Source organism: Neopoerus faecalis, from assembly GCF_029218125.1.
Taxonomy (GTDB): domain Bacteria; phylum Bacillota; class Clostridia; order Oscillospirales; family Oscillospiraceae; genus Oscillibacter; species Oscillibacter faecalis_A.
Map to the genome: position 1 here is coordinate 199541 of NZ_JARFXX010000004.1, position 18400 is coordinate 217940.

Here is an 18400-nt window from a genome sequence, read left to right on the forward strand (position 1 = left end):
TAAAGGATATAAGAAAAATAATGAATAAAGTGCACAAGAATAGAGGCGGAAAACAGGTCAGCTCTGTCTGCTTTTTCTCTGGACAATCCGTGAGCCGCCCTCTATAATCAGGAACAGAGTGAAAGGAGGCGATGGATATGACCGATCAGGAAATGCTCTGGGAATACGGCGGGGACATCCTGCGTTCGCCTACCATGGCCCGGGAGCGGGAAATTCCTCAGCACGGCAGTACCACCTGCTTCGATCATTCCGTGGCCGTGGCGCTTTGCAGTATCCGTCTGGCCCGAAAATGGGGCTGGGACGTGGATTGGCGCAGTCTGGTTCGCGGTGCGCTGCTCCACGATTATTTTTTGTATAATTGGCGGGAGCACAACGATGACCATAGGCTCCACGGCTTTTACCATGCCCGGAGAGCCATGGAGAATGCAGAGCGGGATTTCGGCTTAAATCCCATTGAGGCGAATATCATCCACCGGCATATGTTCCCTCTGAACCCTACGCCGCCGAAGTATAAGGAGAGCGTAGTGGTCACCTGTGCGGATAAAATCTGCGCCACACGGGAGGTGTGGGACTGTGTGCGGACATCCCCCGCGAGAAAATTCCGCACACTGCTGAGCCGCAAATGATGCCAGCGGCGTTTTGGCGGCATTGCCAGGAGTATTTATAAAGAACCAATAGATAAACGGCATGACCCAAAGGGAGGTCATGCCGTTTATGCTGTTATCGGTTTGCTGTCCGGTGGGAAAATCAGCCCCTTTTAACGGGATGGCGAATCACGGTTTTGCGCTTTTCAGGGGCAACCCTTCTTGCGTCGGATAGATAAATTTCATGATGAAGTCGCTCGGAGCTGAAATCGTTGACAAGACCGTTTTCAGATAGAAATGCGTCCATTTTCGCAACGCTTGCCGGTTCATCGTCATAAGAGCCGAGGTGCATCATCTGAACACACAGCCCCTCGTCTATGGTCATAAATTCCACCGGGGAGCAGTCTAACTTTTTCTTTTTAGACGCCGTCTCCACAGCCCAGTGGACATCTGCCTCCGTCACAAAATCCGGCAGACGGAGCACGGAAATCCAGTTGAATGCGGATTTATTCGTATAATCCGCGCTGTCCGTGCCCTCCTGCCACCAAAAGCCCTCCAGCGGCGGGACAACATACTCAAAGAAGCCCTTAATCTGATGCTCTGTTTTATAGCTCATTTTCAGGGTATAGGCAACGGAATACAAAATTTCAATCGCCTGTTTGTACGCGCCGCCCTCCTCATTGGGGTCGCCGTGGCCCCGGACAGCGATATAGTTGGCCGGAGGAACGGTAATCAGCTCCGGTACATTTTGGGGCATATAAAGCGCTTTGTATGCCTTCTTGAAATCAAAAGCCATGATGACCTCCACCAATAAAAATCACAGTCTGCGTGTTCGGTACTTTTCAGACAAAAATTGTACCAGCCTTGCTCCCAGCCAGCCTGCCAGCGCGCCGACTGCGGCACCGCCCAGTACATCGGTGGGCCAGTGAGCGTAAAGGTACAACCGGGAGAAGGCGATGAGAAGCGCCAGCACCAGCGCGGGCCTCCAGAGGCTGCTGCCCGCTCGGTTCAGTGCCAGCATGGCGGCAAAGGACGCCGCCGTATGCCCGGAGGGGAACGAGGCATCTGTAGGCGGTGCAATCAGCAGTGACACCGCCGGATTGACCGCAAAGGGCCGTATCCGGCCGATCATGGGCTTGAGCCAGATGTTGCACAGCAGCAAGTCCAGCACCAGCGCACAGGCCACGCAGGCCCCGGCTCGTCTGGTTTTCGGAAATGCCAGCAGCATAGCGGCCAGCAGAATCCAAATCTCCCCATGGTCACACAGGTGCGTTACCCATGGGAGCATTGTGTCTAAAAGCCCGCAGCGCAGATGCGCCTGTATCCAATTCAAAATCGCCAGCTCCGCAGCCTGCACGTGTGCTCATCTCCTTGCCAGTCAACAATGGAGCTATCATATCATATTCGCCGTAAAATGAAAAGCGGAGTTTACCGCCGTATCATAAAATGCAAATCTCCGAGTGCCAAAGCACCCGGAGATTTGTTATGAATTTAGTATTTGCGGGGAGAACCAGTTAGCTTCTCCCGCCGCTGTTGGAGGTATCCTTCAGGAGCACATCGTGTGCGCCGCCCTCGACAATAGAGGTGGCGGAAACCAGCGTCAGCTTGGCCTTTTCCCGCAGCTCGGGAATGGTGAGCGCGCCGCAGTTGCACATGGTGGAGCGGACCTTGGCCAGTGTGGTGGCCATACCGTCTGCCAGTGCACCGGCATAGGGAACGTAGGAATCCACGCCTTCTTCAAAGCTCAGCTTGGCGGCGCCGCCCAGATCATAGCGCTGCCAGTTCCGGGCGCGGGCGCTGCCCTCGCCCCAGTATTCCTTCATATAGCTGCCGCCCACCAAAATCTTGCTGGTGGGGGATTCGTCAAACCGGGAGAAGTAGCGGCCCAGCATACAGAAATCCGCGCCCATGGCCAGTGCCAGCGTGATGTGGTAATCCTGCACGATGCCACCATCGGCGCAGATGGGGACATAGATGCCGGTTTCCTCAAAATACTTGTCCCGCTCGGCGGCCACATCGATCACGGCTGTGGCCTGACCGCGGCCGATGCCCTTGGTCTCGCGGGTGATGCAGATGGAGCCGCCGCCAATGCCAATCTTCACAAAGTCGGCGCCAGCGTCTGCCAGGAAACGGAAGCCCTCGCCATCCACCACGTTGCCGGCGCCTACCTTGACCGTGTTGCCATACTTGGAGCGAATCCACTCAAGGCAGTGCTTCTGCCAATAGGAATAGCCCTCGGAGGAGTCCATGACCAGCACATCCACACCGGCGTCCACCAGCGCGGGCACCCGCTGCTCGTAGTCCCGGGTATTGATGCCGGCGCCCACCACGTAGCGCTTCTGGCTGTCCAGCAACTCCAGAGGATTGCCCTTGTGGGAATCGTAGTCCTTGCGGAACACAAAGCTCACCAGATGACCGTCCTCAGAGAGAATAGGCAGGGCGTTGAGCTTGTGGTCCCAGATAATGTCATTGGCGATTTTCAGGCTGGTGCCCTCCGGGGCGGAAATGATCTTTTCCACCGGGGTCATGAAATCCGCCACCTTGGCGTCTGGCTCCATGCGGCTGACCCGGTAATCACGGCTGGTGACCAGACCCAGCATCTTGCCGGTGCCGGTGCCGTCATCCGTGACAGCCATGGTGGAGTGGCCGGTGCGCTGCTTCAGAGCCAGCACATCCGCCAGAGTATCCGTCACCCGGAGGTTGGAATCGCTGATGACAAAGCCCGCCTTGTAGTTCTTGACCCGGCGGACCATGGCCGCCTGAGACTCAATGGACTGGGAGACATAAATAAAGGCAATGCCGCCCTCCTTGGCTAAGGCAATGCCCATCTGCTCGCCGGACACAGCCTGCATCACGGCGGAGACCATGGGGACGTTCATGGTCAGGGGGCATTCCTCGCCCTTTTTGAACCGGACCACCGGGGTTTTCAGGGAAACATTAGAGGGGATGCAGTGCTCAGAGGAATAGCCGGGCACCAGCAGATACTCGCTGAAGGTGTGAGAGGGTTCCTGGAAGAAATACGCCATATAAAAATTACCTCTTTCCGTGAAATTGACTGATAAAATGTTAAAATCGATGATACCGCAAAAATGCGGAAAGGTCAAGCGGACAGGGCAGGGGGCTTACAGCTTTTTCCGCAGAACGGTGTGGCGGAAGATGCCATCGGCAAAATATTCGCTGGAGACGAACACCGGCACACCGTCGATGTCATAGTCCACCTCGTCCATATTCAGCAGCGGCGTTCCCTGCGGGACCTGAAAAATATCGGCAAGAAACGCATCTGCCGTTAAGGGCCGCAGGTCTGTCAGGTCCATATAGGGGGAGATACCGCAGACCTCCTGCAAAAAGCCGAAGATGGGCTGACGCAGCTCCGCATTGGTATAGACGCGCCGGAGGCGGGATTTTTCCACCATGTCCTCACAGTAAATAGCGGGACGGCCATCAGCGGTGCAGAGCCGGGAGATTCGCAGCAGCGGCGTTCCGGCGGAGATTCCCAGCTTGGCGGCGATGCGATCATCCGCCAGAAGCTCGGCGGCGCGGACAAAGGCCAGCCCGGGGGTGCGGCCGCTCTGGCGAATCATATCCATGAACTCCACCTCAATGTCCATGCGGGCCTGTGCCCCCAAGACATGGCGGTTGATGACGGTGCCGACGCCGTGCCGCCGGGTGATGAAGCCCTCCCGGTCCAGCGACGCTAAAATATCCCGTAGCTGCGTGCGGCTGATTCCCAATCGCTCGGAAAGCACGCTTTCACGGGGGAGACGGTCGCAATGGGCGTATTCCCCCTCCCGCATGGCGGTCAATAGCTGCGCGCGGATGCTTTTGGCCTGACGGGGCTTTTCGTTCATATAGGGGCCTCCTTGCCAATAAAGAATAGGTAATACCATTTTCTGACTATTTTACAAAATGCGCTGCCATTTTGCAATACACAAATTCAACAGATTTTGTCCGCGTACCTGTGGCGGGGTTGTCTGCCCTGTCGGGAAAGGTCAATCTATTGGCACAAATTCTTTGTGTACTTTAACGATGGACAAATGTCTTCGACAAAAGTAAAATGGGACAGGATCATGTAAGGGAGGCCCAAGTATGGATAATATTGTTTTGATCGGTATGCCGGGTACGGGCAAGAGCACCGTGGGGCAGGCATTGGCGGCCCGACTGGATTATGGCTTTGTGGATGTGGACGATCTGATCGTGGAGGCGGCGGGAAAAACGCTGCCGGATATTCTGCGTCAGGACGGACTGGAGACTTTTTATAAAATCGAAAATCAGGTGGGACGGGAGCTGGAGTGGACCCACACCGTCATCGCCACCGGCGGCAGCATGGTGCTCTATCCGGAGGCCATGGCCCATCTGAAGGAGGGCAGTGTGGTGGTTTGGCTCCAGACGCCCTTTGACGAGATACAAAAGCGGATGCCGAAGGACCTTTATGACCGTGGCATCGCGGCCCCCAAGGGGATGCCGCTGCGGGAAATTTATGAGGAGCGCCGTGGGCTGTACGCAAAATATGCCGACCTCATCGTGGCCAGCCGGGAGGGCGAGGACGATACTGCCCAACTGGTAGAGGAGGTCATGCGGACAGTGGGTCTGCAGGCGTAGCGGAAAAGCGGAACAGCCGGTTTCTCCGGCTGTTCCGCCGCTGCGGGCATATCATCGGTAGAGCCGATGGCTATTGGAAAAAAGCTGCGGAGCAACCGTAAAATCGACATTTTGAATAAAGCTGTCGGTGATTTTTTGGCAGAAGCTGTCAAAAAAAGGCTTGCAAACCGAAAAATGCTCCTGTATAATAGGCCCAATGAATTGATAAGGGAGGGGAAACCGATGCATTTGCTGCGGAACAAAACAGAACGGCTTCCCATCTGCGATTCCCTTTTGATTTTCGTTTCCTTTTGACCGGCTATTGGTGCCGGTATTTTTTTTGCCCATTTTTAGTGTGTCTATTAAAAAAATATCAGATAGAAATTTTGTGTGTATGAGAGGAGAACAAAGATGAACGAGAAAAAGAAGCCGGTTTTGGGACAGGAGGCTGTGACCGACGCCCGGGTGCTGGGGGCACCCCGGATGCTGGTGCTGGGGCTGCAGCATTTATTCGCTATGTTCGGCGCCACGGTGCTGGTGCCGATTTTGGTGCAGGGCTACGGTCTGCCGCTGAGCATCCAGACCACGCTGCTGATGGCGGGTCTCGGTACGCTGCTGTTCCATGTGTGCACGAAATTCAAGGTTCCCGCGTTCCTCGGGTCCTCGTTTGCCTATCTCGGCGGCTTTTCCACAGTGGCCTCCATGCCGGCCTACGAGGGTTTTGACCCGGAGCTGAAGCTGGCCTACGCGCTGGGCGGCATCGTTATTGCGGGCCTTTTGTATCTGGTGCTGGCGCTGCTTTTCAAGGTTCTGGGTGCCAAGACCGTTATGCGCTATTTCCCTCCCATCGTTACCGGCCCCATGATCATCATGATCGGATTGAACCTCTCCGGCTCCGCCATTACCAACGCCCAGACCTGCTGGTGGCTGGCATTGGTGGCCATGGCCATCATCGTGGTTGCCAACATCTGGGGCAAGGGCATGGTGAAGATTATCCCCATTCTGCTGGGTGTGGTCGGCAGCTATCTTGTGGCGGTCATCGCCACGTTCTGCGGCGCGGAGCTGCCGGACGCCAACGGCGTCATGCAGCCGCTGGTGAATTTTACCGCTGTCAGCGAGGCGCATCTGGTGGGCCTCCAGAAGTTCATCCTTGCAAAGTTTGATATTTCCGCCATTTTAGTGATGGCACCCATCGCCATTGCCGCCATGATGGAGCACATCGGCGACATCTCCGCCATTTCCTCCACCACCGGCAATAACTTCATCGAGGACCCCGGTCTGCACCGCACCCTGATGGGCGATGGTCTGGCAACGGCCTTTGCGGGCCTGTTCGGCGGCCCTGCCAACACCACCTACGGTGAGAATACCGGCGTACTGGCGCTTTCCAAGGTCTACGATCCCCGGGTCATCCGGCTGGCGGCCATCTACGCCATCATTCTCAGCTTCTCTCCCAAGTTTGACGCGCTGGTGAACTCCATTCCCTCCGCCATCGTGGGCGGCGTCAGCTTCATCCTCTATGGCATGATCTCCGCTGTGGGCGTCCGCAACATTGTGGAAAATCAGGTGGATCTCACCAAGTCTCGCAACCTTATTATTGCGGCGGTGATGTTTGTCAGCGGCCTTGGCTTCAGCTCCGTGGGTGGTGTGACCTTCACCGTGGGCGGCGCGGCGGTAACGCTGTCCGGCCTTGCCATTGCGGCGCTGTGCGGCGTGATCCTCAACGCCATTCTGCCTGGCAACGATTATGAGTTCGGCGTCAGCGTCACAGGTGACAAGTCCGCCGACCTCGGCAGCTATTGAGCGTCCGTCCCGCAGAAACAGAAGAACTATGCAAATACGGAGCGCCAGATGTCCGGCACTCCGTATTTTGCCGGGAAATGGGAAAATTCTGCGGAAAAGGCGTTGACAAGGGGCAAAAATGCCCTATAATGAGAGCAGAACCAAGTGAATAAGGCATGATAGAGGCGCGGCTGATAAGAGTATCCGTCCGGGAGACAGGCAACGGAGGACGGAAAAAGGGTCAGCCGCCGAAGAACCGGTCTGTTTGCCTGATGGACCGGTATCTGGGCTGTCGGAGAAGATCTGGCAGACTGTCGCCCGGAGGCGGGCGGAGCGCTGTTGTGGTCTATTTGAAGTTGAGGTCTCAAATGGGGGCATGGCGTGCGTCATGCCCCCATTTTTTCATGCTCCGCCATATTGGAAGCGGAAAACGAAAGGAGAAATTCCATGAAGAAGCATTCTGTCCTGCGCGCAGCACTGCTGGCCGCATTGGCCGCCGCTCTGCTGGGCGTCCCGGTGCTGGCTGCCGGTGAGGAGGCCGCTGCCGGCAGCCTGTACGGTACGGTCTGGGCGCTGCTGCCGCCGGTGATCGCTATCACGCTGGCGCTTATTACCAAGGAGGCCTACAGCTCCCTCTTTATCGGTATTGTGGTGGGGGCGCTGTTCGCAAAGGGCTTTTCCCCCATCGGAGCGCTGGATATGATCGTCAACGATGGCTTGGTGGCCGCAATTTCCGACAACGCCGGCATTTTCCTGTTTTTGGTGCTGCTGGGCATCATCGTAGCATTGGTGAACGCTGCCGGCGGCTCCGCCGCCTTTGGCCGCTGGGCCTCGAAGAACATCAAGACAAAGGTGGGCGCGTCCCTTGCCACCTTTGTGCTGGGTATCCTCATCTTCATTGACGATTACTTCAACTGCCTCACCGTCGGCACGGTCATGCGCCCGGTGACGGACAGTCATCGCATTTCCCGTCCTAAGCTGGCCTATCTCATTGACGCGACCGCCGCGCCGGTGTGCATGATTGCCCCCATTTCCTCATGGGCGGCGGCGGTTTCCTCCACGGCGGAGGGCTTAGATACCGGCATCAGCGGCATCCAGCTTTTCATCAAGGCCATCCCCTATAATCTCTATTCCCTGCTGACGTTTGTGTTTATCATCGGCCTTTCCATGATGCAGTTTGATTACGGCCCCATGAAGGACTTTGAGCGCCTCGCCCGGGAGACCGGTGAGCTGGGGGCGCTGAAGTCTGAGGAGGATGAAAAGATCAACCCCAAGGGGAGAGTCATCGACCTGCTGCTCCCTGTGGCGGTGCTGATCATCTGCTGCACGGTGGGCATGATCTATGTGGGCGGCTTCTTCGGCGTGGACGCATGGGGCGGTACGGACTGCGCCGGGGATTTCATCGGCGCCTTCGGCAATACGGATGCTTTTATCGGCCTGCCATGGGGCGGCATTATTGCGCTGCTGTTTACGGTAATTTATCTGCTGCTTCGGCGGGTCATTACGTTTAAGGACGCTATGGACTGCATTCCCAAGGGCTTCAACGCCATGATCTCTCCCATCCTGATTCTGACGCTGGCAGTTTCTCTGAAAGCTACTATTACGTCACTGGGCGCCAGCGTTTATGTCCACGATCTAATGGAGGGCGCGGCCTCCGCGCTGTACTCCATGCTGCCGGCTGTGATTTTCCTCGTGGCCTGTGTGCTGGCCTTTGCCTCCGGCACCTCATGGGGGACCTTCGGCATTCTCATTCCCATAGTCACGGCGATTTTCCCTGCCTCCAGCGAGCTGCTTATTATCGGTATTTCCGCCTGCTGTGCCGGTGCCGTGATGGGCGACCACTGCTCTCCCATTTCCGATACTTCCATCATGGCCTCTGCGGGCGCGCAGTGCAATCACCTTGACCATGTGGCCACACAGCTTCCCTATGTGCTGACGGTGGCGTGTGTCTGCGTGGTGGGCTTCATCGTGGCGGGTTTTGTGCAGAATGTGTATATCACATGGGCGGTGAGCCTTGCCCTGATGCTGGGCGTGCTGTTTGCCCTCCGCAGTATCGAACGGAAAAGGGCCCTTTCCCGTGAGCCGATTCAATAAGGCCAGCTTACGATAGGCGTATTTCCAAGGGCAATCAAAAAGCCTGCATGGCCAATGGCCATGCAGGCTTTAGCGTGTCGAAAAAGTCTTTTCTCCCCGCTGAACAAGTTTTCAGAACTTCATAAAAGTTCTGAAAACTAAGGATTTCAATGGCGCAGGACACCCTTCTTGGGTTTCCCGCGCACACCCTTCCTTACCGTTGCGGAGGATTTACCACTTTATCGACAGTCTCAAGCCTGCATGGCCATTGGCCATGCAGGCTTTACTTATTACGTTGAATATGCTTCAAAACAGACGCTCTCAGCGCTGATACTCAAATTCGTAGCCATCCAGAGAAACGGTATCGCCATCCTCAATGCCCCGTTCCTCAAGCTGCTGGTATAGCCCAGTCTCCCGCAGGGCCTTGTCGAACCACATCCGACTCTCGTAATCGTCGAAGTTGACGTTGGCCATGAGCCGCTGGAGCCACGGCCCCTGAATGAGCCACGTATGCCCGTCATCCATCCGCTGAATATCCAGCGGGGCGGAGGTATCCACCACCGGGGGCTTGGGAACGTATTCCGACTCGTAGACCGTCACCGGCGGCAGGGTGGAGAGCATCTCGGCCACACGGCTTACCAGCTCCCGCGTCCCCTGATGCGCTGCGGCGGAGATCTCCAGCAGGGGGAAGCCCTTGGCCTCCACATGGGCGCGAAGCCGCTCCAGATTTTCGGGATCAGCTATGATATCCACCTTGTTGGCGGCGACGATTTGGGGCCGCTTGGCAAGGTCGGGGCTGTATTGGGACAGCTCGGCGTTAATAGCGTCAAAGTCTGCCACCGGGTCCCGGCCCTCACTGCCGGAAACATCTACCACGTGGACCAGCAGGCGGCAGCGGTCAATGTGGCGCAGAAAATCGTGGCCGAGACCGGCGCCCTCGCTGGCACCCTCAATGATTCCGGGAATGTCGGCCATGACGAAGGAAACGCCCTCGTCCACCCATACAACGCCTAAATTGGGGTACAGGGTGGTAAAGTGGTAGTTGGCGATCTTAGGCTGTGCCTTGGAGACAACAGAGAGCAGTGTGGACTTGCCCACATTGGGGAAGCCGATGAGGCCCACATCTGCCAGCAGCTTCAGCTCTAAGAATACATCGTGGCTCTCACCGGGCAGACCCGCCTTGGCAAAACGGGGAACCTGACGGGTGGGCGTTGCAAAGTGCATATTGCCCCAGCCGCCCCGGCCGCCCTTGCAGAGCACGTAGGGCTCGCTGCCGCTCATATCCTTGATGATCTCGTTGGTTTCCGCGTCCCGCACCAGCGTGCCACGGGGGACACGAATGAGCAGATTGGCGCCATCCTTGCCGGATTTGCGGCCGCCCTGACCGTCTATGCCGTTTTCGGCGATATACTTGCGCTTATAGCGGAAGTCCATCAGGGTGGAGAGATTATCGTCCACCTGCAAAATGATGGAGCCGCCCTTGCCGCCATCGCCGCCGTCCGGCCCGCCGGCTGCCACGTATTTTTCCCGGTGGAAGGCCACGGCGCCGTTGCCGCCGTTTCCGGCCCGAACGGTGATTCGGGCCTTATCAATAAATGTTGTTGCCATTCAAAATGCCTCTCTGTATCTGAAGTTTTCAATATTCTACCCAATTATAAGCATTTTAGCGAAAAACGGAGCAAACGTCAAGAGCAGCGGTGAAAAGGAACCAAAAAAGCGGGGGAAAGGGGCCGTTGATTGGTGCAGCCGCCGATTTACAGCGCTTGCCGGGAATGGTATGATAACTGTAATAAGCGCAATTAATCTATTCTGTATCGGGAGGATTTGCTATGGTTTCCCAGCGTATGCTCCAGTTAGGAACTGCCCGCTCCGTGATTCGGGAGCTGTTTGAGTATGGCCGCCAACGGGCGGCGGAGGTAGGCGCGGAGAATGTGTTTGACTTTTCCCTGGGCAACCCCAGCGTACCGGCACCCGCTGCCGTAAATGAGACTGCCATCCGCCTGCTGCGGGAGCAGGGGGATACCATCCACTGCTACACCAGCGCCCCCGGTGATACCGGTGCCCGGCAGCGCATTGCCGATTCCCTGAACCGCCGCTTCGGTGAGCACTATACGGCGGACGAGCTGTATCTGACGGTAGGCGCGGCAGCCTCCCTGTGCTGCGTGTTCAACGGCCTGACCTGTCCCGGCGATGAATACATCCTCTTTGCACCCTATTTTCCGGAATACAAGGTATTTATTGAGGGAGCCCGGGGCAAGGTGCAGGTGATCGCGCCGGAGATCGAGCAATTCCAAATCGACTTTACTGCCTTTGAAAAGGCTGTGAACTGCCGGACAAAGGGCGTGGTCATCAACTCTCCCAACAATCCCTCCGGTGTGGTTTACTCCCGGCAGACGTTGGAGACGCTGGCGGCGATTCTGCGGGCCAAGGAGGCACTGTACGGCCACCCTATTTACCTCATTTCCGATGAGCCCTATCGGGAGATCGCCTTTGACGGTGTGGAGGTGCCTTGGGTCCCGTCCATTTATCAGGATACCATTGTCTGCTACTCCTTCTCCAAGTCCCTGTCCCTGCCGGGCGAGCGGCTGGGCTATGTGCTGGTGCCGAAGCAGACCACGGACGCGGTTTCCGTCTCCGCTGCTGTGGCCGGTGCGGGGCGTTCTCTGGGCTATGTCAACGCGCCAAGTCTTTTCCAGCAGGTTACGGCGGAGTGCTGCGACCTCACCAGCGACATCAGCGTCTACGAGCGCAACTGCACACTGCTGACGGACGCTCTCCGGGAGATGGGCTACCATGTGGTCCAGCCCGGTGGAGCCTTCTACCTGTTCCCCCGGTCACTGGAACCGGATGACATGGCGTTCAGCGAGCGAGCCAAAAAATTCGACCTGCTGTTGGTCCCCGGCAGTGGCTTCGGCGCTCCCGGCCACTTCCGGATCGCCTACTGCGTCCAGACGGAGATGATTCAGCGGGCGCTGCCTCGCTTCAAGGCGCTGGCAGATTCGTATAAAAAGTAAAGTAAGTCCCCGGTTTCCTTTCAAGGGAGCCGGGGACCTTGCTGTAAAGACAGAAAACAGCCGCCCTTTCTTCAAAAAGGGCGGCTGTTGAATTTTTCGGAGGGACTTAGTACGCTACGCCCCAGTAGATATCAGTGGTGCACTTCTCGCCGCAGACGGGGCAAACGCCCTCGGTGCCGGACTGCTTGAGCGGCATGCAGCGGCTGGAAACGCCTGCCAGTTCCTTCATCTTCAGCTCGCACTCCAGCTTGCCGCACCACTTGGTCCGGGCAAAGCCGCCCTTGGTCTCCACCATCTCCTTGACCTCCTGCCAGGAGTTCAGGTCGAAAGTGTTGTCCTCCAGGTTCTTTTCCGCCTGAGCATACAGGTTGTCGTGAACGGCGGTCAGCAGGCTCTGCACCTGGCTTTCCAGTTCATCCAAAGCGACAAAGCTCTTTTCGCCGGTATCACGGCGGGCCAGACAGCAATGTCCCTTTTCCAGATCGCGGGGGCCGATCTCCACCCGGACGGGCACACCCTTCATCTCATACTCGGCGAACTTCCAGCCGGGAGAGTTGTCGGAATCGTCCAGCTTCACCCGCAGGCCGGCAGCCTCCAGACGGGTCTTGATCTCAGCAGCCGCTTCCAGCACACCGGGCTTGTGGGCCGCCACGGGGATCACCACCACCTGAATGGGGGCGATGGCGGGAGGCAGCACCAGACCGTTGTTATCGCCGTGGGTCATGATGACCGCGCCGATGAGCCGGGTGGTGGTGCCCCAAGAGGTCTGGAAGGGATATTGCAGCTTGTTGTCCCGGCCGGTGAAGGTCACATCGTAGGCCCGGGAGAACTTGTCTCCGAAATAATGGCTGGTGCCGGACTGGAGGGCCTTACGGTCCTTCATCATGCTCTCGATGGTATAGGTGGCCTCAGCGCCGGCAAACTTCTCCTTGTCGGTCTTGCGGCCCTTGACTACCGGCATGGCCAGCGCATCGCGGCAAAAGTCAGCATAGCAGTTGAGCTGCTGCTCCGTTTCTGCCATAGCCTCCTCAGCGGTCTCGTGGATGGTGTGGCCCTCCTGCCACCAGAATTCCCGGCTGCGCAGGAAGGGGCGGGTGGTCTTTTCCCAGCGGATCACGGAGCACCACTGGTTATAGAGCATGGGGAGCTGGCGATAGGTCTGAAGGACGCTGTGCCAGTGGTCGCAGAACATGGTCTCAGAGGTGGGGCGGAAAGCCAGCCGCTCCTCCAGCTTGTCGCTGCCGCCCATGGTGACCCAAGCCACCTCAGGGGCAAAGCCGTTGACCAGTTCGCCTTCCTTTTTCAGCAGGCTCTCCGGGATCAGCGCGGGCATCGCCACGTTTTCGTGGCCGGTTTTTTTAAATTCCCCGTCCATGATCCGCTGAATGTTCTCCCAGATGGCGTAGCCGTATGGACGCAGGATCATAAATCCCTTCACGCTGGAATAGTCGATCAACTCCGCCTTCTTGCAGATGTCCGTATACCACTGGGCGAAATCGTCCTCCATACTGGTGATCTGTTCCACTTTTTTGTCCTGTGCCATGATTCTTCCCTCAACTTTATTCCAGAATTGGAGGCAAATAGCCTCCTTTGAACTCATAACGTCTTATTTTATCGTCTTTTTCCCCTGTTGTCAACCATTTCACCCCAGGGCCAGAGCAACGATAAAGCCCAGCACCGCACCGCAGCACACCTGCATAGGCGTGTGGCCCAGGAACTCCTTCAGCTTCACCTCCGGCGTCTCCTCGCTGTCAAGCATTTCCAGCAGCTCATTGATGGCCTTGGCATGGCGTCCCGCCTCCCGACGGACGCCCATGGCGTCATGCATGACGATGACGGCCAGGATCACGCACACGGCAAAAACGGGGGAGTCATAGCCGTATTCCAGACCGGAGGTCACCGCCAGTGCGGTCACGGTGGCAGAGTGACCGCTGGGCATTCCACCGTCACCCAGAAGGCGATCCCAGTCGAGCGTGCGGGTTACCGCCAGATAAATGATGAATTTTAAAATCTGCGCCGTGGCCCACGCCAGCAGCGCGTTGATCAGCAGGTGATTGCGGAGCAGCTCTTGCAGCATGATACGCCTCCCGAGAAATTATTGACGCTTTTACTATACACCAGATGTTAAGGCCGTGTCAATTTTTTTGGAAAGCGAAGCCGAGCGCGAAAAAGCCGGGAGCCGCTTTGCGGCTCCCGGCGATGAGGTTGTTCGGTAAAACCGGAGGGGAGCTTAGCCATCCCACTTCCAGCTGCGAATCTCCGGCAGGTCCACGCCGTTGTCCCGAATGTACTGGCGGTGCTCCACCAGCTTATCGTACATTTTCTGCACGAGGTAGGCGCCACGGTTGCCAAGCTGGGGCAGGCGGCGCACGGTGTCGATGACAAGGTCAAAGCGGTCAATATTGTTCAGGACGCGCATATCAAAGGGCGTGGTGATGGTGCCCTCCTCCTTATAACCCCGGACATGGAGATTTTTGTTGTGGCGGCGGTAGGTCAGTTCATGAATCAGGGTGGGATAGCCGTGATAGGCGAAGATGATGGGCTTATCCTTGGTGAACAGCCCGTCATAGGATTCGTCTGTCAGGCCGTGGGGATGCTCTGTGTGGGGCTGGAGCTTCATCAGGTCCACCACGTTTACCACCCGAATCTTCAGCTCCGGCAGCTCCCGGCGCAGAATGCTGACAGCGGCCAGCGTTTCCAGCGTGGGCGTATCGCCGCAGCAGGCCATGACCACATCCGGCTCGCAGCCCGCGTCATTGGAGGCCCATTCCCAGATGCCGATACCCTGCGTGCAGTGCTTCACCGCCTGATCCATGGTGAGCCACTGGGGACGGGGATGCTTACTGGCCACGATGACGTTTACATAGTTCCGGCTCTTGATGCAGTGGTCAAAGCAGCTGAGCAGGCAGTTGGCATCCGGCGGCAGGTACATCCGCACCACATCCGCCTTCTTGTTGGCCACATGGTCAAGGAAGCCGGGGTCCTGATGGGTGAAGCCATTGTGGTCCTGCTGCCAGACGTTAGAGGCCAGAATATAGTTCAGCGAGGCAATGTCCTGCCGCCAAGGCAGCTCGTTGCACATTTTCAGCCACTTGGCGTGCTGAGAGAACATGGAGTCCACAATGCGGATGAAGGCCTCGTAGCTGTCGAAGAAGCCATGGCGGCCCGTCAGCAGATAACCTTCCAAAAAGCCCTCACAGAAATGCTCGGAGAGCATGGAGTCCATGACCCGGCCATCCGGGTCCAGATTTTCGTCAATATTGGGAAGCTGCGGGTCAAGGAACCGCCGGCCGGTGACGTCAAAGACCGCCTGAAGCCGGTTAGAGGCCGTTTCATCCGGCGCGAAAATGCGGAAGTTCCGGGCGTCCATGTTCAGCTTCATCACATCCCGGACATAGGTGCCGAGGACGTACATATCCTGTGCCTCCACGGTGCCGGGGGCCTTGACGTCCACCGCGTAATCCCGGAAGTCCGGTGTGCGGAGGTCCCGGAGCAGCAGACCGCCGTTGGCATGGGGGTTCGCGCCCATGCGGCGGGCGCCGGTGGGCGGGAAGGAGGTGATGAGCTCTACAGGGGTACCGTCCGGGTTGAACAGCTCCTCCGGCTTATAGGAGCGCAGCCACGCCTCCAGCTCCGGCAGGTGCTTTTCCGTGTCGGGGCCCATGGAGATGGGAACCTGATGCGCCCGCCAGCTTCCCTCCAGAATGTGACCGTCCACCTCCTTGGGGCCAGTCCAGCCCTTGGGCGTCCGCAGGACGATCATGGGCCAGCGGGGACGGCTGGTGTTGCCTGTGGAGCGGGCGTGCTTACGAATGCGTTGAATTTCACGGATGGCCCAGTCCACGGTGGCGGCCATCTTCTGGTGCATTTCGGCGGGATCGCTGCCCTCCACGAAGCGGGGCTCCCAGCCGCAGCCCCGGAAGAAGCAGTCCACCTCCTCGTGGCTCATGCGGGAGAAGATGGTGGGATTGGCGATTTTGAAGCCATTGAGGTGCAGAATGGGCAGCACGGTACCGTCGGTGATGGGGTTCATGAATTTATTGCCGTGCCACGAGGTTGCCAGCGGGCCGGTCTCAGCCTCACCGTCGCCCACCACGCAGGCGGCAATGAGGTCCGGGTTGTCCGCCACGGCGCCGAAAGCGTGGGCCAGAGAATAGCCCAGCTCACCGCCCTCATGGATGGAGCCGGGAGTCTCCGGCGCCACATGGCTGGGGATGCCGCCGGGGAAGGAGAAGCGCTTGAACAGCTTCCGCATACCGTCCTTGTCCCGGGTGATGTTGGGATAGATCTCCGTATAGCTGCCATCCAGCCAGTCCTGCGCCACCATGGCGTTGCCGCCGTGGCCGGGGCCGGAGAGGTAAATCATGTCCAGATCGTCCCGCTTGATGACCCGGTCAAGGTGCGTATAAATAAAGTTCTGGCCCGGGCAGGTGCCCCAGTGGCCTACGATAGTCTGCTTCAAATCGGCGGCGGTCAGGGGACGCTCCAGCAGCGGATTGTCCAGCAGATAGAGCTGGCAGGCGGTCAAATAATTGGCGGCGCGCCAATAGGCATCGATCTGCTTGAGCTGCGTCGGGGTCAGCGGCGGCTTCTTAGAGAGCCGGGCACTGCTGCGGGTCCTTGTGGCGGGCTTGGCCGGCGCGGTTTTCTTTTTAGCGGGCATAAACACTCCTCCTGTTTAGATTTATGAATTTAGTATACTGCTTGCAATGATGAAGTCAATATAAATGCTTGTAAAACAGACGCTTTGCGAAAAATGTTTACAATTAGCCGTACTTTACAAATAGGAATATGCAGTGCTATACTGCACTTATGAGAGAGTATGGATTGCTGCGCTCCCGCCGCAAAACGCTGGCGCTGGAGCTGAAAAAGGATGGGACGCTGCTGGTCCGCGCCCCCATGCGCCTTGCCAAGCGGGAAATCGACCGCTTTGTGGCCGCTCATGAGGACTGGATCGAAAAGCACTTGGAAAAGCTCCGGGCATCGCCAGCCCTGCCGGAGCCCACACCGGAGGAGACCGAAGCACTGAAGGCGGCGGCCTGGGCGGTGCTGCCGGAGCGCGTGGCCTATTGGAGTACGGTCATGGGCGTACGGCCCGCCGGTATCAAAATCACCACAGCGAAAAAGCGGTATGGAAGCTGCAGCAGCAAGCATAGTCTATGCTTTTCATGTTACCTCATGCGAAGCCCCATGGAGGCCGTTGACCTTGTGGTGGTCCATGAGTTGTGCCATATCCAGGAAATGAACCACGGGCCGCGCTTTTACGCGCTGCTGGAGCGGTATCTCCCGGATTGGCGGGAACGGAAAAGGCTGCTGGTATAAAAAAGCGCAGAGGTCATTGACCTCCGCGCTTTTCTTACTGATAATCGCTGACAAGGAACATGGGCTTGACAGCCACCACCTCATCGTATTCCTCCTGCGAGACCTGCACATCGGAGGTCAGGGCCTTCAAATCGGTCTTGACCACGGATAACGCCTCGTCCGCGCTTTGGGCGCGGCCTTCCCGCAGGACGCGAATCATACGGTCAAGGACAATGGGGTGGGCGTACCGGGCCGGGAGGGGGAAGCGTTCCGGCAGAACATTTGCCAGCGCATTCTGGGCGTCCGCCCATGCCCGCGTCACGGCGCGGCGGTTATTTTTCATGGTGGGGATGACCTGTGTGCCGGAGAACAGGAAGACCACCGCAAGGCCCAGCAGCGTAAAGTACATCCCGAAGCCCTCGTGCCGCCGCCATGCGAGAATTCCGTAAATCGCGGCAATGAGACCGGCCAGCACGATGGCCAGCGCGATCCACTTATGGGCCGGATTGGTATGCTGATTGATTCGCAGCGCACGGGCGGAGGCGGACAAGCGGCCGGTCAGCTGGGGATAACCAGCCAAAAAGGTTTTGGCATCCTCCAGCGCTTCCCGGGCGGACTGCGCCTGCGGCGTCAGCTCCTTGAGGTAGCGTGCCTCCTCCTCACGAGCCTTTTCCGCAAGACGCCGTTCCGCCTCCTCACTGTGGATGGGGATACTGGGGCGCACCTGCGCCATATAGCCAAGCAGGGCATCCACATCCTCCTCGTGCTTGAAGGCACACTGCTTTTCGGAGCCGTTGTCATACTGCACCACCAGATAGGGGATGGCACCGAATACGCCGTGGCCGCTGAAGCCGCCGCGGCTCATGGCCACCCGCTTGAACACCCGCTGCACGGAGTCCAGCGCGATATAATAATAGCGGTCGATAAAATATGTGCCGATATACAGCGCCGCTTTCCCAACGCCGCAGGGGCCGAAGGGCTTGCAGGCTGCCTTGTCCGCCTTTATAGTATCCTTTGCGATGGCGGCGGTGCCGAGCTGTACAGGGGTGAGTGCCATAGGGGTACCTCCGT

16 protein-coding genes and 1 riboswitch are annotated in these 18400 nt (G+C 57.9%); of the genes, 6 read left to right on the forward strand and 10 right to left on the reverse strand.

Going from position 1 to position 18400, the window contains the following annotated elements; all coding sequences use genetic code 11:
* Positions 1-137: 137 nt before the first annotated feature.
* Positions 138-626, forward strand: coding sequence for an HD domain-containing protein (locus PY311_RS06805; RefSeq protein ID WP_286147904.1), 489 nt, complete (start codon positions 138-140; stop codon positions 624-626).
* A 121-nt stretch (positions 627-747) separates the two neighbouring features.
* Here the strand turns inward: PY311_RS06805 and PY311_RS06810 are convergent, their stop codons facing one another.
* From PY311_RS06810 to PY311_RS06825, 4 genes are all read right to left on the reverse strand, one after another.
* Entirely contained in the window at positions 748-1380 is a 633-nt protein-coding gene (locus PY311_RS06810) for a GyrI-like domain-containing protein (protein WP_286147905.1), read from the reverse strand.
* A 21-nt stretch (positions 1381-1401) separates the two neighbouring features.
* The gene (locus tag PY311_RS06815; protein ID WP_286147906.1) at positions 1402-1941 is read right to left on the reverse strand and encodes a phosphatase PAP2 family protein; all 540 of its coding nucleotides are present in this window, start codon (positions 1939-1941) and stop codon (positions 1402-1404) included.
* A gap of 157 nt (positions 1942-2098) precedes the next feature.
* Positions 2099-3610 (reverse strand): IMP dehydrogenase, encoded by a 1512-nt coding sequence (locus PY311_RS06820; RefSeq protein ID WP_286147907.1) that lies wholly within the window; start codon positions 3608-3610, stop codon positions 2099-2101.
* A gap of 96 nt (positions 3611-3706) precedes the next feature.
* Positions 3707-4432, reverse strand: a complete 726-nt coding sequence (locus tag PY311_RS06825) for a GntR family transcriptional regulator (protein WP_286147908.1) — start codon at positions 4430-4432, stop codon at positions 3707-3709.
* A gap of 238 nt (positions 4433-4670) precedes the next feature.
* Between PY311_RS06825 and PY311_RS06830 the strand changes: the two genes are divergently transcribed.
* A complete protein-coding gene (locus PY311_RS06830) occupies positions 4671-5183 on the forward strand; it encodes a shikimate kinase (RefSeq protein ID WP_286147909.1) in 513 nt (170 codons plus the stop codon).
* 51 nt (positions 5184-5234) lie between these two features.
* Here PY311_RS06830 and PY311_RS06835 read toward each other — a convergent pair whose 3' ends face one another.
* Positions 5235-5510, reverse strand: a complete 276-nt coding sequence (locus PY311_RS06835) for a hypothetical protein (protein WP_286147910.1) — start codon at positions 5508-5510, stop codon at positions 5235-5237.
* A gap of 63 nt (positions 5511-5573) precedes the next feature.
* Here PY311_RS06835 and PY311_RS06840 point away from each other — a divergent pair, with 63 nt between their 5' ends.
* Positions 5574-6962: a uracil-xanthine permease family protein gene (locus PY311_RS06840; RefSeq protein WP_286147911.1), complete on the forward strand. Its 1389-nt coding sequence runs from the start codon at positions 5574-5576 to the stop codon at positions 6960-6962.
* 151 nt (positions 6963-7113) lie between these two features.
* A riboswitch (Lysine riboswitch) is annotated at positions 7114-7288 on the forward strand.
* Between the two features lie 100 nt (positions 7289-7388).
* Positions 7389-9035: a Na+/H+ antiporter NhaC family protein gene (locus PY311_RS06845; RefSeq protein WP_286147912.1), complete on the forward strand. Its 1647-nt coding sequence runs from the start codon at positions 7389-7391 to the stop codon at positions 9033-9035.
* 300 nt (positions 9036-9335) lie between these two features.
* Here the strand turns inward: PY311_RS06845 and obgE are convergent, their stop codons facing one another.
* Entirely contained in the window at positions 9336-10622 is a 1287-nt protein-coding gene (obgE, locus tag PY311_RS06850; protein WP_286147913.1) for a GTPase ObgE, read from the reverse strand.
* 221 nt (positions 10623-10843) lie between these two features.
* Here obgE and PY311_RS06855 point away from each other — a divergent pair, with 221 nt between their 5' ends.
* Positions 10844-12028 carry a pyridoxal phosphate-dependent aminotransferase gene (locus PY311_RS06855; RefSeq protein WP_286147914.1) on the forward strand — a complete coding sequence of 395 codons (1185 nt, stop codon included), beginning with the start codon at positions 10844-10846 and terminating at the stop codon, positions 12026-12028.
* A gap of 106 nt (positions 12029-12134) precedes the next feature.
* On the opposite strand, the gene proS is transcribed toward PY311_RS06855, so the two are convergent.
* The 3 genes from proS to PY311_RS06870 all read right to left on the reverse strand — a co-directional run bounded on the left by proS (position 12135) and on the right by PY311_RS06870 (position 16691).
* Positions 12135-13571, reverse strand: a complete 1437-nt coding sequence (gene proS, locus PY311_RS06860; RefSeq protein WP_286147915.1) for a proline--tRNA ligase — start codon at positions 13569-13571, stop codon at positions 12135-12137.
* Positions 13572-13670: 99 nt separating this feature from the next.
* The gene (locus tag PY311_RS06865; RefSeq protein ID WP_286147916.1) at positions 13671-14105 is read right to left on the reverse strand and encodes a divergent PAP2 family protein; all 435 of its coding nucleotides are present in this window, start codon (positions 14103-14105) and stop codon (positions 13671-13673) included.
* Positions 14106-14258: 153 nt separating this feature from the next.
* Entirely contained in the window at positions 14259-16691 is a 2433-nt protein-coding gene (locus PY311_RS06870) for a phosphoketolase family protein (protein ID WP_286147917.1), read from the reverse strand.
* A gap of 128 nt (positions 16692-16819) precedes the next feature.
* On the opposite strand from PY311_RS06870, the gene PY311_RS06875 reads away from it, so the two are divergent.
* Positions 16820-17350, forward strand: a complete 531-nt coding sequence (locus PY311_RS06875; protein ID WP_286147918.1) for a M48 family metallopeptidase — start codon at positions 16820-16822, stop codon at positions 17348-17350.
* Between the two features lie 34 nt (positions 17351-17384).
* Here PY311_RS06875 and PY311_RS06880 read toward each other — a convergent pair whose 3' ends face one another.
* Positions 17385-18386: an ATPase P gene (locus tag PY311_RS06880; RefSeq protein ID WP_286147919.1), complete on the reverse strand. Its 1002-nt coding sequence runs from the start codon at positions 18384-18386 to the stop codon at positions 17385-17387.
* Positions 18387-18400 lie beyond the last annotated feature (14 nt).